The sequence below is a fragment of the Arsenicicoccus piscis genome (assembly GCF_022568835.1).
Lineage (GTDB): Bacteria > Actinomycetota > Actinomycetes > Actinomycetales > Dermatophilaceae > Arsenicicoccus > Arsenicicoccus piscis.
The window spans coordinates 498,591-513,565 of the sequence record NZ_JAKZHV010000001.1 but is presented as its reverse complement, the minus strand read 5'-3'; the positions used below and the strand labels follow the sequence as shown (position 1 = coordinate 513,565).

The window sequence follows — 14,975 nt, the reverse complement described above, 5'->3', positions numbered from 1 at the left end:
TCAGGGGATCTCGGTGGTCAGGGGAGCTCGCGTCGCAGGACGAACACGAACGGCCGCTCGTCGCCGCGGCGGTCCATGACGCCGAGCATGGTGTCGTCCGTCACCCGCCGGAAGTGGTCGTTGATCGGCAGCGCGTCGTAGACCATCGTCGCCGTCACGACACCACGGTGCTCCATCATCCGCAGGCGGGCGGCGGGCCTCGATGTCCGCGCGAGCCGCAGCGCCCGACGCCCGACAGTCTCGACGAGGGGCCGAGGCACCATCAAGCCGACGCGGACGGTGGCCGACAGGGGGATCAGAGCGAGGTTGACGCTGAAAAGCGTTGTGCCAAAGCCGAATACGAGCGGATGCACGTCCTCCGTGCTCTCGAATCGTTTGCCGTGCCAGCCGCTTGCCTCGAGCACGCCGGCGAGCGGGTGACCGGTGCGGACGCCCTCGCCGCGCCAGCTCCCGAGCATCTGCTCGACCGGCACCGCCGGGCACGCGTCGAACAGCGCCAACGCCTCGCCCAGACCCCCGGCCCGCCGGAGCGCCTCGAGCCGCTCCGCCACGGAAGCCTCGGGCAGGGGAGCCTCGGGTCGGTCCGCACTGCTCGGCGTCATGGACCCACCGTACGACCCAGGGTTGCTCGCCACATCCATGAGCCGGCCCCGGCAGGCGCGCAGGAACGCGGGAGATGCGCACGTTTCCGTGAGGTGCGGGGGTCCGGGAGGGCGGCGTCTCACCACTTCCTGCGCGCACCACGGGTACGTGCGCGGATCCACTCGTCGGGGGTGGTTCCTGCGGTGACGCCGACTCCTGCGGTGACCCTGACTCCTGCGGTGACCCTGACTTCTGCGATGTTCCAGACTCCTAAGATGACCCCATGCGATCAGCTCGACGACTGGCTCTGCTCGGCGCGACCGCGACCGTGACGTCGCTGGCTGCGGCGGCGGGGGCGACGCTGGCGGCTCGACAGATCAGCGGCCCGCAGCGGGCCGCCCTCAGCTACGGCTTCACACCGTTCGAGGTGGGGGCGCAGGCCGAGGACGTCACCTTCACCGCGGCCGACGGCGCCCGGCTCGCCGGCTGGTGGTTCGACCGGCCGGGCTCGGAGCAGGTCGTCGTCGTGTGCCACGGGCACCGGGGGAGCAAGGCCGACATGCTCGGCATCGGACCGGGCCTGTGGCGTGCGGGATTCGGCGTGCTGCTCTTCGATTTCCGCGGCAACGGCGACTCCGAGGACGGCCCGCAGTCGCTGGCGCACTACGAGCAGCGTGACCTCGAGGCGGCCATCGATCTCGCCATCGAGCGTCGACCCGACGCCGAGATCGACGTCGTGGGGTTCTCGATGGGGGCTGCCGTCGCCATCCAGGTGGCCGCTCGCGACCCGCGCGTCGGCCGGGTCGTCGCGGACTCCGCGTTCGCGGACATGCGCGGGGTGGTCGCGGCCGCGGCGCGCTCGCTCCACCTGCTGCCCGTCCCCCTCGTCGATCTCGTAGACCGGGTGACCCGGTTGCGCTACGGCTATCGGTTCGGGGATGTCGCCCCCGTGACGCTGGTCGCCCGGATCGCGCCACGACCTCTGCTGCTGATGCACGGGACCGAGGACTCGGTCATCCCGGTCGAGCACGCCCACCGGCTGGCGGAGGCGGCCGGGGAGGGCTCGCAGCTGCGGATCACCGAGGGCGTCGACCACTGCGGCGCCTACTTCGCCGACCGGCCGGGCTACATCGCGGCGGTGGCGGACTTCCTGCGCGCCGGCTGACGGCGCCCCGTCGTCCCCAGCCGACACACCCCGGACACAGCAGTGGAAGGGCACCGAGGTGTCCTTCCAACTCCACGGTATACCCGCCCAGGGGTCTTGCCGCAAGGCCCCCACCGGGGCGCACACTGCTCGACGTGCCAGGGCGTCCGGAGGGGCCGAGCGCAGTCGAGACCTGGTGACGAGGCCGGGGGCGGGAGACGTGAATCCATTGACCACCAACGCTTTTGATCTACCTGACGCGCTGGCTCACAAGGGTGCGCCGCGCCTGGTCGAGGCGGACGCGGCGCACTTCGCGGCCATCGCCGCAACCCTGGAGCACTCGATCGCCGAGCTGTCGCAGCGGCTCGACGTCGAGCGGGCGCGCGAGGCCGGCGGGGGCCAGCGAGCGCTGGACCGCGACCAGGAGATCCACCGCCTCAGCGCGCGGCTGCGGCTGCTGCGGCGCTTCGGCCTGGACCTCTGCCTCGGCCGCATGGTGCTCGGCGTCGGAGGCGACCTGGGGGAGCCGGGGGACGTGGTCTACGTGGGGCGCCTGGGACTCACCGAGGACACCGGTCGGCGGCTGCTCGTCGACTGGCGCTCGCCGGCAGCCGCGCCGTTCTTCGGTGCCACCCATGCCGACCCGATGGGCCTGGCGAGCCGCCGACGCTATCGATGGAGTCACGGGCGGGTCACGGACTACTGGGACGAGGCCTTCGGGGATGCCGGGTCGTCGGCCGAGGGCTGGGTCGACGGGTTGGCGCTCGACGACGACTCGGCCTTCCTCGCGAGCCTCGAGGTCAACCGGTCCAGCCGGATGCGCGACGTGCTCGCCACCATCGCGGCCGATCAGGACGCCATCATCCGGGCCGGGGCACGTGGTGCGCTGGTGGTCGACGGTGGGCCTGGCACGGGGAAGACCGTTGTGGCACTGCACCGTTCGGCCTACCTGCTCTACTCCGACCCGCGCCTCGGGCAGCACGGTGGAGGCATCCTCTTCGTCGGTCCGCACCAGCCCTACCTGGCCTACGTCGCCGACGTTCTCCCGAGTCTCGGCGAGGAGGGTGTGCAGACCTGCACGCTCCGTGACCTCGTCCCGGAGGGTGCGACCGCCGTCGTCGAGCCGGACCCAGAGGTCGCCCGCCTCAAGTCCTCCATAGACCTCGTGGGGGCCATCGAGGAGGCCGTCCGGTTCTACGAGGAGGTGCCCGCGACGGACACGACCGTCGACGTCGACTGGGCCGAGGTGCGGGTGACGGTGGACGACTGGGCCGCGGCCTTCGACGCGCCTGCTCCCGGGACGCCGCACAACGAGGCCCGGGACGACATCTGGGCCGAGCTCGTCGACATCCTCGAGGACAAGGTGAGCGACGAGGACTTCGCGCCAGCGGATCTACGAAAGGCGTTGGCGCACAACGAGGAGCTGCACGCGCTGCTCAACCGAGCCTGGCCGCTGATCGAGCCCACCGACCTGGTCGGCGACCTGTGGACCGTGCCCGCCTACCTGCGGCTGTGCGCACCGTCGCTGAGCCGTGCGGAGATCCGTCTGCTGCAGCGCCCGGACGCTGCAGCCTGGACCGTGTCGGACCTGCCGCTGCTCGACGCGGCGCGACAACGCCTCGGCGACCCGCAGGCCCCGCGCCGACGGCGTCAGCGCGCCGCCGCCGTCGCCGCCGAGCAGGCCGAGCGGGACAAGGTGGTCGAGCACCTGATCGCCTCCGACGACTCCGAGATGAGACTGATGTCGATGCTCAAGGGGCATGACCTGCAAGGGGCGCTGATTGACGAATCCGCTCTGCCCTCAACCGATCACGACCGACTGGCCGGGCCCTTCGCCCACGTGGTGGTGGACGAGGCGCAGGAGCTCACGAACGCCGAGTGGCAGATGCTCCTGCTGCGCTGCCCGTCCCGCAGCTTCACGGTCGTCGGCGACCGGGCTCAGGCCAGGCACGGGTTCGCGGAGTCGTGGCAGCAGCGGCTCGGACGGGTGGGGCTGGACCGAGCGACCGTCGCTCCGCTCCGGGTCAACTACCGCACGCCGCAGGAGGTCATGACCGAGGCCGAGCCCGTGATCCGTGCCGCCATCCCGGACGCGAACGTGCCGACATCCATCCGGAGCAACGGGATTCCCGTGGGCCGGGCCCGCGTCGCGGATCTCGCAGGGGTCGTGGAGCGGTGGCTGGCCGCCCACGAGGAGGGTGTCGTGTGCGTCATCGGGACCGCGGGCGCCGGTGACCTGGTGGGCACCGCGGGCGCCGGCGACCTCGCCGACACCGTTCGCGTCCGCACGCTCACGCCCGAGCTGGCCAAGGGCCTGGAGTTCGACCTCGTGGTCCTGGTCGACCCGGCAGCGTGGGGCGACGGCATCGAGGGCGCGGTCGACCGCTATGTCGCGATGACCCGCGCCACCCAGCAGCTGGTGATCCTCGAGCCCTGACTCCTCGCCGGCGGAGCCGAGGCGATTCGCGAGTGTCTCAGTTCCCCATCGACACCCCATCAGGTGGTGATCGGAGGACCGGCGATCAGCGCACTTCAGGACTGCGCGCGCGAGGCCAGCCCTACCGTCGAAGGCATGACCTTCCCGACCCTCGACGACCTGCTGCGGCTGCCGGTGACCACACCGACCGCGGTGAGCCTCACCGCGCTCGCCGCGGTGCTGGGTGGCACCGCCTTCGGGGTGCTGGTGCTGCTCGCGCAGGGTCCGCTGGAGTGGGTGTCCGAGCTGCCGCCGCAGGCTGCGGCGTGCGTCGTCGCGGGTGGCGCCGCTCTCGGCGTGGCCCTGGCGAACCTCATCGGTGCCACACCGTGGCGTCGCGTCGGTGCGCTGGCCGCCGTGCCCGCGTTGGTCGTGGTGACGGCGCTCGGCGTCAACGGGGTCTACGGCATCAACCCGACGCTCGGTGCACTGGTCGGGCGCCCGGTGGTCGACACCCTGCAGCTGCCGCCCGTCGGCCCGGCACCCACCGCCCAGGCTGCCGGCGGCTCGTCCCACGCGGCCAGGGGTGCGCGGCCGACCGACCAGGCTGGCCCCAGGAAGACCCAGGCGCCCAAGCCGCTCTACTCCACCTGGAAGGCGCCGGCCGACCTGCCCGCCCAGGGCCGCACGGGTGCGGTCGACATCCCGCCGACGAGGTGGGGCTTCGTCGCCCGCCGCGCCGCGGTCTACCTCCCGCCGGCCGCGCTGGTGGCGAACGCGCCGGTGCTGTCCGTGGTCGTCTTCATGATGGGTCAGCCGGGCAGCCCGGACCCGTCGTTCATCGCGACGGCCCTCGACCGGCTCGCGGCGCGTCACCACGGCCTCGCGCCGATCGCCGTGGTCGTCGACCAGATCGGGCGCCCCGACACCGACACCATGTGCCTGGTCTCGGCGCGGTTCGGCAAGGTCCGGACCTACGTCAACGTCGACGTGCCCGCGTGGATCCACAGCCACCTGCGGGTGCGCACCGACCGTGCCGGCTGGACCGTCGCGGGCTACTCGCTCGGCGGTGGCTGCGCCCAGGGCTACCTGCCGCGCTACCTCGACACGTGGGGCAGCGGGATCGCCATCTCCGGCGAGGAGTTCCCCGGCTCGGACCGGCCCGTGCGCACCCTCACTGAGATGTTCCGCGGTGACCGCGCGGCCTACGAGGCGGTCAAGCCGGTCAACCTCCTCGCCGCGGCGAAGCCGATCAAGGACACCCTCGTCGTCGCCACCACGTGCGCCGACGCCCCGGCCGACGTCACCAGCGCCCGGCGAGTCCAGGCCGCGGCCGCCAAGGCCGGCGCGCGCACCGTGCTGCACGTGTTCCCGACCGGCGGACACATCCTGCCCGCCCTGCGCCAGGGCCTCGACGCGGGTCTCGCCACGCTCTACCCCTGGTGGGGCCTCGCCCCCACGGCCCGGTAGACCATGCGCACGCTGTGTGAGACCGTGGAGGGCAGAGTCCGTGCTGGACTCCCGGACGAGGGGCGCCGTACCCGGAGCGCGACAAGACGGCCCACCAGGAGCTGTCATGTCGTGGATCGTCCTCGTCCTGTCCGGAGTCCTCGAGGCCGTCTGGGCCACCGCCCTCGGCCGGTCCGAGGGGTTCTCCCGGGTCGGACCCTCGATCGTCTTCGCCGTCGCCCTCGTGGCCAGCATGGCGGGCCTGGCGTTCGCGATGCGCGAGCTGCCGGTCGGCACGTCCTACGCGGTCTGGGTGGGGATCGGGGCGGGGCTCACCGTGGCCTATGCCATGGCCACGGGCACCGAGCCCGTGTCGGTGGCCAAGGTGTTCTTCCTGCTGCTGATCATCGCCGGAGTCGTCGGTCTGAAGCTCGTCCACTAGGGCGCCGCGCTCGGACGTTCAGGTGGCCCGTTGTACCCTCGCGACAGGGGGAGCACGGCCCGATCGGCGTGCCTGTCCAGCGCCGGTCGACCTGCTGGCGTGGCGTGCTCGCCCGACACCATGATCCTGTCGGCCCACGACGAGAGCGTCATCCATGAGCACAGCGACTCGACCAGCCACCGAGGCCCTCACGGCTGAGCCCCGCCACGCGCTGCCCGCCGGTCCCACCGGCCTGGTCGCGCGCGTGCCTGGCCTGATCGCCGGCATCGTGGGCACGTTGTCCCTGGTCACGGCTGTCGGCTACCTCTGGCCGCAGCTGCGCGCCCAGGTCGAGACCCCCGGCTCGCTGCTCGAGACCTTTTCGATCTACTACGCCGACATCCAGCCGAACCTCGGCTGGGCGACGGTGCTCCTGCTGGTGGCTGCGGCGCTCGCCGTGCGCAAGCGGATCGCCTGGTGGCTCGTCCTGGTCTACACCGGCTTCTACCTCGTGCTGGACGTCGAGAGCCTGCGGATCGGCGACAACCAGGCGATCGGTTCGGCGATCGCGCACCTGCTCATGCTGGCCCTGCTGCTGTTCGGCTACCGGGCGTTCACGGCACGGGTGCGTCAGGGCGCCTTCGTGACCGCGCTGACCACCCTCGTCGTGGGCCTGGCCGTCGCCGTCCTGCTCGGCTGGGGGCTGGTCGAGCTGGCGCCCGGCACGACCCAGGCTCCCGACCGGCTCGCCTGGTCGGTCGGCGAGATCGTCGGCCTGGGCTTCGGCGACGCCGACCCCTACGACGGCGAGCCGCCGGGCTGGGTGATCCAGACGCTCAGCCTGCTCTCGACCGGAGCGCTCGTCGGGGCCGTCGCCGTCCTGCTGCGCTCGCGCCGAGGCGCCGTGGGGCAGAGCGCCCACGACGAGGCCGCGCTGCGCATCCTCATAGACCGGTTCGGCCAGGACGACTCGCTGGCCTACTTCGCCACCCGCCGGGACAAGTCGGTCGTCTTCTCCCCGGACGGGCTCGCCGCGGTCGCCTACCGCGTCGAGGCCGGCGTGTGCGTCGCGTCCGGCGACCCGATCGGGGACCGCGCATCGTGGGACGGCGCCATCCGCGCGTGGCTGGCCGGTGGCGAGCGCTACGGCTGGACCCCGGCGGTCGTCGGTGCCTCGAAGGCCGGCGCCACGGCCTACCACCGCCGCGGGATGCGGGTGCTGGACCTCGGTGACGAGGCCGTGATCGAGACCGCCGACTTCTCCCTGCGTGGTCCGGCGATGACCCCCGTGCGGCAGGCCGTCACCCGTGCCACCCGGGCGGGCGTCCGGGTCGTGATCAGCCGGCACGAGGACCTGCCGGCCGAGGAGCTGCGCCGGCTCGGCGAGCTGGCCGACCGGTGGCGCGGCGAGGAGGACGAGCGCGGCTTCTCGATGGCGCTCGGTCGCTGGAACGACCCAGAGGACGCCCGCTGCCTGCTGGTGCAGGCGGTCGTGGACGGGCCCGACGGGCCGGACGGGCCGGGCGACTCCCCGGTCACCGTGGGCCTGCTGTCGTTCGTCCCCTGGGGTGCCACCGGCGTCTCGCTCGACGTGATGCGCCGCTCGCCGGAGGCCCCCAACGGCACCTTCGAGCTGATGGTCAGCGAGCTGTGCCGCGCCGGCGACGACCTCGGCGTCCGCCGGGTCTCGCTGAACTTCGCCATGTTCCGCTCGGCGTTCGAGGAGGGTGCCGAGATCGGTGCCGGCCCGGTCCTGCGGCTCTGGCGCGGGTTGCTGCTCTTCCTGTCGCGCTGGTGGCAGCTGGAGTCGCTCTACAAGTCCAACGTCAGGTATCACCCGCACTGGGTGGACCGCTACATCTGCTTCCCGGACACCCGCCGGCTGCCCCAGATCGGTGTCGCGGTCGGCATCGCCGAGGGCTTCCTGCGGCGCAGCCGGCCCCGCTGGGACTTCCGGGGCGCGACCGGTGAGGTCGCCAGCAACGCCCCGTCGCTCGCCTCGCTCGAGGAGGTGGAGGCGGCCCCGCGTCCGTTGCCCGAGCAGGTGCGGGTCCGGGTCGCCAAGGCCGAGGACCTGGCCGCACGCGGCATCGACCCGTGGCCGGTCGCGGTGCGTCCGAGCAGCACCATCGCCGACGCGGTAGATCTCCCGGCCGGCTCCACGGTGTCCGTCGCCGGGCGGCTGCTCGCGCTGCGCGACTTCGGCGGCGTCGTCTTCGGCACCCTGCGCGACTGGTCCGGTGACGTCCAGGTCGTCTTCGAGCGCGACCGCCTCGGGGCCGACTCGCTCGCCGAGCTCGCCCGCAGCGTGGACCTCGGTGACCTGCTCGGGGTGAGCGGCACCATGGGCACGAGCCGGCGGGGCGAGACGTCGGTGCTGGCGCAGCAGTGGCGGGTGGAGGCCAAGTGCCTGCACCCGATGCCTGACAAGAGGCGCGGCATCGCCGACCCCGAGGCGCGGGTGCGCCAGCGCTACCTCGACATCGCCGTGAACCCGCAGATGCGCGCGCGGCTGCAGGCCCGCTCGGCGGTGCTCACGTCGCTGCGCTCGACGCTCGGCGAGCACGGCTTCCTCGAGGTCGAGACGCCGATCCTGCAGACCATCCACGGCGGCGCCAACGCGCGGCCGTTCCAGACGCACATCAACGCCTACGACCTCGACCTCTACCTGCGGATCGCCCCCGAGCTCTACCCCAAGCGGCTCTGCGTCGGCGGGATGGACCGCGTCTTCGAGCTCGGTCGCACCTTCCGCAACGAGGGCGTGGACTTCTCGCACAACCCGGAGTTCACCATCCTCGAGGCCTACGAGGCGCACGGCGACTACCGCTCGATGATGGACCTGACGCGCGAGCTGATCCAGCGAGCTGCCTTGGCGGCCAACGGTTCTTGCGTCGTCAACGACCCGGACGGCAACCCCGTGGACATCTCCGGGGAGTGGCCGGTCAAGACCCTCTTCGGCGCCGTCTCCGAGGCGCTCGAGGCGCGCGGCGGGCACGCCGTGTCGGTCGAGAGCTCGCTCGAGGAGCTGCGCGAGCAGTGCGACCTCGTCGGGGTCCCGTGGCAAAAGGTTTGGGACGCAGGGGCGGTTGCGCTGGAGATGTACGAGCACCTGGTCGAGGAGACCACGACCCGACCCACGTTCTACACCGACTTCCCGCTCTCCGTCTCGCCGCTCACGCGGTCGCACCGCTCGGTGCCCGGCGTGACCGAGCGCTGGGACCTGGTGGCGTGGGGTGTCGAGCTCGGCACGGCCTACTCCGAGCTGACCGACCCGATCGAGCAGCGGCGCCGGCTCACCGCGCAGTCCGAGGAGGCGGCCGGCGGTGACCCCGAGGCGATGGAGCTGGACGAGGAGTTCCTCACCGCGCTGGAGTACGGCATGCCGCCGACCGGTGGTCTCGGCATCGGCGTCGACCGCGTCGTCATGCTGATCACGGGTGCGAGCATCCGCGAGACGCTGCCCTTCCCGATGACTCGGCCGCGGTGACCGCCACCCCGGCACCCGAGCCCCGCACCGAGGGCGACGGCCCGCCCGTCGTGCTCTGCCAGGGCCTCGGCATGGCTGCGTCGTCGTGGGACCCGGTGGTGGCTGACCTCGCACCCGACCACCAGGTGGTGACCTTCGACCGCCCGGGGCTCGGCGAGTCCGAGCACCACCGGGTGGCGTCCTGGCCGAGCCTCGCGCTGTGGACCGAGCAGCTGGAGCACGCGCTCCGCGCCGCGACCGACCGCCCGGCCGTGCTGGTGGGGCACTCGATGGCCGGCTTCGTGGTCGAGGCGCTGGCGCGGCGTCGACCGCACCTCGTGCGTGGGCTGCTGCTCGTCGACGGCAGCGTAGAGCGGCACCCCGCACCCTCCAGCCCGCGCCGGCTGGCGGTGTGGGGGATGGCCGAGATGGCGCTCGAGGCCGTCCCGCTGGTGCCGCGTCGGTGGGCGACCGCGGTGGTCGAGGACGCGGTCTACCCGGACATGGCGGCCGACCTCGCCGAGCTGCGCGCGCGAGAACCGTTGCCGGACTTGCCGATCCGCGTGCTGGTGGCCGCGCGCAGAACCTGGTCGCCGCTCGCGGCGCGGTGGGAGCGCAAGCAGCGCGAGTTGGCCACGACGCTTGCATCTGACGGCGACCGCCCCGGGTCGAGGCAGGTCGAGGTCGAGGTGGTCCGGCCGAGCGGCCACCTGGTGATGCGGGACCGTCCTGAGGCGATCGGCCGCGCAGTCCGTGCCGTCGAGGCCGCCGCCCGGTAGCGTCGGACCATGAGCCCGAAGCAGCTGGACCCCAGCGACATCGACGTCACCGTGCCACCGTCCGGGTCCGGGTGCGAGGAGTGCCTGGCGAGCGACGACGGGTGGTGGGTGCATCTGCGGCGCTGCGCCTCGTGCGGGCACATCGGCTGCTGCGACACCTCGCCGTCCCAGCACGCATCGCACCACGCGCGGGACACCGGCCACCCGACCATCCGCAGCTTCGAGCCGGGGGAGGTGTGGTTCTACGACTTCCGCGACGAGTCGATGGCTCGTGGACCCGAGCTGGCCCCGCCGACCAGCCGTCCCGAGGACCAGCCCGTCCCCGCACCGGCCGACCGGGTGCCCGAGGACTGGATGGAGCAGCTCAACTCCTGAGCTCCTCGCCGGCGCGAGCGCCGGTCAGCCGAAAGGGAGCTCGGCCAGAGGGGAGCTCGGCAATAGTTGAGCTCAGCCGAAGGGGAGGACGTCGGCGAAGGTCGGCGCGTTGCCCACGGCGTCCCGGGCGATCAGGAAGCCCACGATGCCGATGATCCACCAGACCGTCTCGCCGCTCTGCCGCTCCATCCAACCGGCCAGGCGGCGCAGCGGGGTCTCGAGGCGTCGGCCGAGGCCGAGCCGCAGGGCCAGCAGCGCCAGGGCCGGCAGGATCATCACCAGGCAGTAGGCCACCAGCAGCAGCACCCTTGTCGGGGCGGTCAGGTCCGCCTGCCCGATCATGCCGATCGCCGCGAGGTAGGGGAGCATCGACGCCGCCTCGATCGTCGCCGCGGCCAGCGCGAGGCCCACCAGCCCGGCCGCCCCACCGGCACCGTCGGCCGTCATCGCCTTGTCGCGCCAGCGCAGCAGGCGGCTCGGTGGTCTGGGTTTGGAGCCTTGGTGCTGGGTGTCCTGGTGCTGGGTGTCCTGGTGCTGGGCACTCGCTTCGCCTGGCTTGCGCTTGCTCGGCCACAGCAGGCTGGCGGCCAGCATCACCGCCCCGACAGCGAACTGCAGCCGCACACCCGTCGGCGTCAGCAGGAACCCGGTGAGGTCGTCCGCCACGAGGCTCGCCCCGGAGACGAGCGCTATCCCGAGCGCGAGGTAGAACGCGGCGACCGTCCCAAGGAAGACCAGCACCCGCGTGGGCCGCGGCCGACCGGGCGCGAGGAGCAGCCAGAGCGGGATCAGCAGCGTCCCGAAGCTGGTGGCGTCGATGAGGGCGAGGACGGCGAGGGAGGCGAGTGTGGCGGTGCTCATGACCCCACTGTCGGTCGCCGGCGGGGGTGCGCACATCGGTCGGAGGGTCCATCGGGTGGGTCGGGGTCTACATCCTTTGGCTGACGTCCCTGCGAGCCGTCGTGGTGCAATGGCGGGGTGAGCGAGCCTGCTGCGACCCGTGATCGCACCTCCGCCGGGTTGCCTGCGCGCGGGGGCGTGGACGTGCGGGGTGCCGTGCTGATGGCGCTGCTCGGGCTGCTGCTGATTGAGCTCGACCTGGTCGGCATCTGGAGCGACGCGTGGGGGATGCCTGGGGGCGTGAGTCGATGGTGGCACGCCGCGCCGTTGCTCGTGCTGTGCGTGCTGATGGCGCTCCGACGGCGGATCCCGTTGCTGGCCATGGGTTTTGGCGTGCTGGTGTTCGCCGCTGAAGCGGTGTGGGGAGGCAGCGTCGGATCGCTGATCGTGCTGATCGAGCTGGTCTACGCCGGGGCGCTCCATGGCCGGCCGGCAGCGGTGCGGGTGCTCGAACCCTTGGTGGGCGCGTTGGTCGTGATCGCCGGTTTGACGACGCTCGTCCTGACCCGTGACGTGCGCGCCGCTGTGCTGGTCGCCCTGCAGGTGTTCGCGGTGTTCGGCACGTCGTTCTGGTGGGGTGCGTCCAGCCGTCGGCACGTCGACCTCGCCGAGGCGGAGCGGCAGCGGGCGGAGGCGCAGCGACAGCGCGCGGAGGCGCAGCGGCAGCGTGCGGAGGCGGAGCGCGAGCGCGCCCAGTCACTGACCCGGGTGGCCGAGCTGCGCGAGTCTGCGGCGGTGCGCGACGAGCGCCGGCGGATGGCGGCCGACCTGCACGACGCGCTGTCCGGCAACCTCGCGGCGATCACCATCCACGCCGAGGCGGCGCTGGCGGCCGATGGTGGCCAGGGGTCCGTGCAGCACCAGGCGCTGACCGTGATCCGGGAGACCTCGCGACACAGCCTGGCCGAGCTGCAGACCATGATCCTGCTGCTGCGTCCCGACGCGGGGGACGCGGCGACCGCCCCGGGTCTCGACGGGGTGGGGGCCCTCGTCGAGCAGGCGCGCCGTCAGGGGCTCGCCGTGGATGCGGACCTCGACCTCCCCGTCGAGCTGCCCGGTGAGACCCCTCCGGGCGTGGCGCAGGCGGCGTATCGGATCGTCCAGGAGGCGCTGCACAACGCCGCCCAGCACATGCCGGGCGGGTCGGTCGACGTCGCCCTCCGCCCCGTCGGCGACCGGCTCGACCTGGTCGTGTCGTCCCACCCCGGTCCTTCGGTAGACCCCTCGCTCACTGGGTCGGTCGGGTCGTCGTCGCAAGGTGCGGGGCTCGGGCTACGGACGATGCGGGAGCGTGCCGAGGCGCTCGGCGGGCAGCTGAGTGCCGGCCGGGAGGACGAGCGCTGGGTGGTGCGGGCGCACCTGCCGCTGACCCGGTCTACTGCTGGCCACGATGCTCTCGACCCGGCCGCTGCGAGCGAAGGAGGGGCCCGATGATCCGCATCCTGCTCGCCGACGACCACGCCGCGATCCGGTCCGGGCTGCGGCTGCTGCTCTCGGGCCAGGAGGGCCTCGAGGTGGTCGGCGAGGCGGGCGACGGCGAGGTGGCCGTGCAGCAGGCGCGGGCGCTGCGACCCGACGTCGTGCTGATGGACGTGCGCATGCCGGTGCGCGACGGCATCAGCGCCACCGCCCAGATCCTCGAGGAGGGGCTCGCGCAGGTGCTGGTGCTGACCAGCTTCGAGATCGACGACTACGTGCGGCGGGCGCTGCAGGCCGGTGCCGCCGGCTACCTGCTGAAGACCACCGACGCCGCACCGCTCGCCGACGCGCTGCGCCGGGTGGCCGCCGGTGAGGCCGTGCTCGCCCCGGAGGTGACGCGCCGGGTCATCGAGGGGTTCACCCGGTCGCAGCCCGCGCTCGCGGCGGAGGGCGAGCCCCCGGCCGGCCTCGCGGAGCTGACCACCCGCGAGCGCGAGGTCCTGGCGGCTCTGGGGCAGGGCCTGTCGAATGCCGCTCTCGCAGAGGAGCTCTCGATCTCCGAGGCCACCGCCAAGACCCACGTCTCCCGCGTCCTTGCCAAGCTCGATTGCGCCTCGCGTGTGCAGGCGGCGATCCGGGCCCGGGAAGCAGGGTTGGTGTGACGGGCTGGTGTGACGGGCTGGTGTGACGGGGCTCAGTCCGAGAAGACCGACCAGCAGATCTCGTTGCGGCGGGCCTGGTCGTCCAGCACGAGCTGGCGCACCTGGGCCGGGAGCTGGGCGCGTTGCCAGTCCCGCTCGTCCCGGGCGGCGTGCGGGTCGCCGGGCGCCGCGGCGGCAGCCGCCTTGATCGCGTACGCCGCGGCGCCGAGGTCGTGCTCCGCAACGTGTCCGACGCATGCGGCCTGGCCGGCGGCGTAGGCGGCGAAGCGGGGTGCCCCGGTGAGTGGCCGCGCCGCACCCATGGCATGGCCGCCCGCCGCGCGCGCCTGCATCATGGGCAGCTCCCCGGCCGCCCACGCCCGAGCGGCCGCGATGGCCGCGCGCGGTCGCTCGTCGTCCGGCACCGCGTCCTCGAAGATCGGGAGGACGCGCTCGGCGCACGTCGCCGCCCACACGGCCAGCAGCTGGTGGTCCTCGTCCGTCAACGAACCCCCGCGGCGGATCGTCACCAGGCGCGGATCGCGCACCGTGGGCAGGATCATGGCGGCTCAGCTCGAGACGTCGCGCTCGGCGACCAGCGGCACGACCTCGGCGATGGACGGGCAGATCCGGGTGGGGCGATAGGGGAAGCGGTCGACCTGCTCGGGCCGGGTGGAGCCGGTCAGCACCAGGATGGTCCGCAGCCCGGCCTCGAGACCGCTGATGACGTCGGTGTCCATGCGGTCGCCGATCATGACCGTGGTCTCGGAGTGCGCCTCGATGCGGTTCAGCGCGCTACGCATCATCAGCGGGTTGGGCTTGCCGATGAAGTACGGCTTGCGACCGGTGGCCGTGGTGATGAGCGCTGCGACCGAGCCGGTGGCCGGCAGGGTGCCGGCGGGCGACGGACCGCTCGGGTCCGGGTTGGTCGCGATGAAGCGAGATCCCTTCTCGATCAACCGGATCGCCCTCGTGATCGCCTCGAACGAGTAGGTGCGCGTCTCGCCGAGCACCACGTAGTCCGGGTTCCGCTCGCTGATCGTGTAGCCCGCCTGGTAGAGCGCCGTCGTCAGACCCGCCTCGCCGATGACGAACGCGCTGCCGCCGGGTCGCTGGGTGCGCAAGAAGTCCGCGGTGGCGAGCGCCGAGGTCCAGATGGTCTCCTCCGGCACGTCCAACCCGCTGGATGCCAGTCGCGCCCGCAGGTCGCGCGGGGTGTAGATCGAGTTGTTCGTCAGCACGGAGAACTTCAGCCCGCGGGACCGGATCGCCTCGATGAACTCGGCTGCACCGGGCAGTGCCTGCTCCTCGTGCACGAGGACGCCGTCCATGTCGGTGAGCCAGCTGTGCACGCGCTTCTGCTCTGAGGTCATGACCCCATTC

Annotated in this window: 13 protein-coding genes and 1 riboswitch; of the genes, 9 read left to right on the top strand and 4 right to left on the bottom strand. The window is 72.7% G+C overall.

Going from position 1 to position 14,975, the window contains the following annotated elements; all coding sequences use genetic code 11:
• Positions 1 to 17 precede the first annotated feature (17 nt).
• Positions 18 to 602, bottom strand: a complete 585-nt coding sequence (locus MM440_RS02365) for a DUF4334 domain-containing protein (RefSeq protein ID WP_241441581.1) — start codon at positions 600 to 602, stop codon at positions 18 to 20.
• A 263-nt stretch (positions 603 to 865) separates the two neighbouring features.
• Between MM440_RS02365 and MM440_RS02360 the strand changes: the two genes are divergently transcribed.
• The 7 genes from MM440_RS02360 (at position 866) to MM440_RS02330 (ending at position 10,632) form a co-directional block, all read left to right on the top strand.
• A complete protein-coding gene (locus tag MM440_RS02360) occupies positions 866 to 1,747 on the top strand; it encodes an alpha/beta hydrolase (RefSeq protein ID WP_241441580.1) in 882 nt (293 codons plus the stop codon).
• A 199-nt stretch (positions 1,748 to 1,946) separates the two neighbouring features.
• Positions 1,947 to 4,163 (top strand): RNA polymerase recycling motor ATPase HelR, encoded by a 2,217-nt coding sequence (helR, locus tag MM440_RS02355; RefSeq protein ID WP_241441579.1) that lies wholly within the window; start codon positions 1,947 to 1,949, stop codon positions 4,161 to 4,163.
• Positions 4,164 to 4,298: 135 nt separating this feature from the next.
• Positions 4,299 to 5,612: an alpha/beta hydrolase gene (locus MM440_RS02350; RefSeq protein WP_241441578.1), complete on the top strand. Its 1,314-nt coding sequence runs from the start codon at positions 4,299 to 4,301 to the stop codon at positions 5,610 to 5,612.
• A gap of 31 nt (positions 5,613 to 5,643) precedes the next feature.
• A riboswitch (guanidine-III (ykkC-III) riboswitch) is annotated at positions 5,644 to 5,708 on the top strand.
• Between the two features lie 10 nt (positions 5,709 to 5,718).
• Complete coding sequence (locus MM440_RS02345) at positions 5,719 to 6,033, top strand: DMT family transporter (protein ID WP_241441577.1); 315 nt, start codon at positions 5,719 to 5,721, stop codon at positions 6,031 to 6,033.
• A gap of 154 nt (positions 6,034 to 6,187) precedes the next feature.
• A complete protein-coding gene (lysX, locus tag MM440_RS02340; RefSeq protein WP_241441576.1) occupies positions 6,188 to 9,499 on the top strand; it encodes a bifunctional lysylphosphatidylglycerol synthetase/lysine--tRNA ligase LysX in 3,312 nt (1,103 codons plus the stop codon).
• Positions 9,496 to 10,257, top strand: a complete 762-nt coding sequence (locus MM440_RS02335) for an alpha/beta fold hydrolase (RefSeq protein ID WP_241441575.1) — start codon at positions 9,496 to 9,498, stop codon at positions 10,255 to 10,257. Before lysX ends, MM440_RS02335 begins: the two co-directional genes overlap by 4 nt.
• A gap of 9 nt (positions 10,258 to 10,266) precedes the next feature.
• The gene (locus tag MM440_RS02330; protein WP_241441574.1) at positions 10,267 to 10,632 is read left to right on the top strand and encodes a UBP-type zinc finger domain-containing protein; all 366 of its coding nucleotides are present in this window, start codon (positions 10,267 to 10,269) and stop codon (positions 10,630 to 10,632) included.
• Positions 10,633 to 10,704: 72 nt separating this feature from the next.
• On the opposite strand, the gene MM440_RS02325 is transcribed toward MM440_RS02330, so the two are convergent.
• On the bottom strand, positions 10,705 to 11,493 hold the full coding sequence (locus tag MM440_RS02325) for a GAP family protein (protein WP_241441573.1): 789 nt from the start codon (positions 11,491 to 11,493) through the stop codon (positions 10,705 to 10,707).
• 117 nt (positions 11,494 to 11,610) lie between these two features.
• On the opposite strand from MM440_RS02325, the gene MM440_RS17200 reads away from it, so the two are divergent.
• Complete coding sequence (locus MM440_RS17200) at positions 11,611 to 12,966, top strand: ATP-binding protein (protein WP_241441572.1); 1,356 nt, start codon at positions 11,611 to 11,613, stop codon at positions 12,964 to 12,966.
• A complete protein-coding gene (locus MM440_RS02315) occupies positions 12,963 to 13,613 on the top strand; it encodes a response regulator (RefSeq protein WP_241441571.1) in 651 nt (216 codons plus the stop codon). The genes MM440_RS17200 and MM440_RS02315 overlap by 4 nt, the downstream gene beginning before the upstream one ends.
• Before the next feature lie 32 nt (positions 13,614 to 13,645).
• Here MM440_RS02315 and MM440_RS02310 read toward each other — a convergent pair whose 3' ends face one another.
• Positions 13,646 to 14,155 carry a putative immunity protein gene (locus tag MM440_RS02310; RefSeq protein WP_241441570.1) on the bottom strand — a complete coding sequence of 170 codons (510 nt, stop codon included), beginning with the start codon at positions 14,153 to 14,155 and terminating at the stop codon, positions 13,646 to 13,648.
• A 6-nt stretch (positions 14,156 to 14,161) separates the two neighbouring features.
• Complete coding sequence (locus tag MM440_RS02305; protein WP_241441569.1) at positions 14,162 to 14,965, bottom strand: HAD-IIA family hydrolase; 804 nt, start codon at positions 14,963 to 14,965, stop codon at positions 14,162 to 14,164.
• Between the last annotated feature and the right edge of the window lie 10 nt (positions 14,966 to 14,975).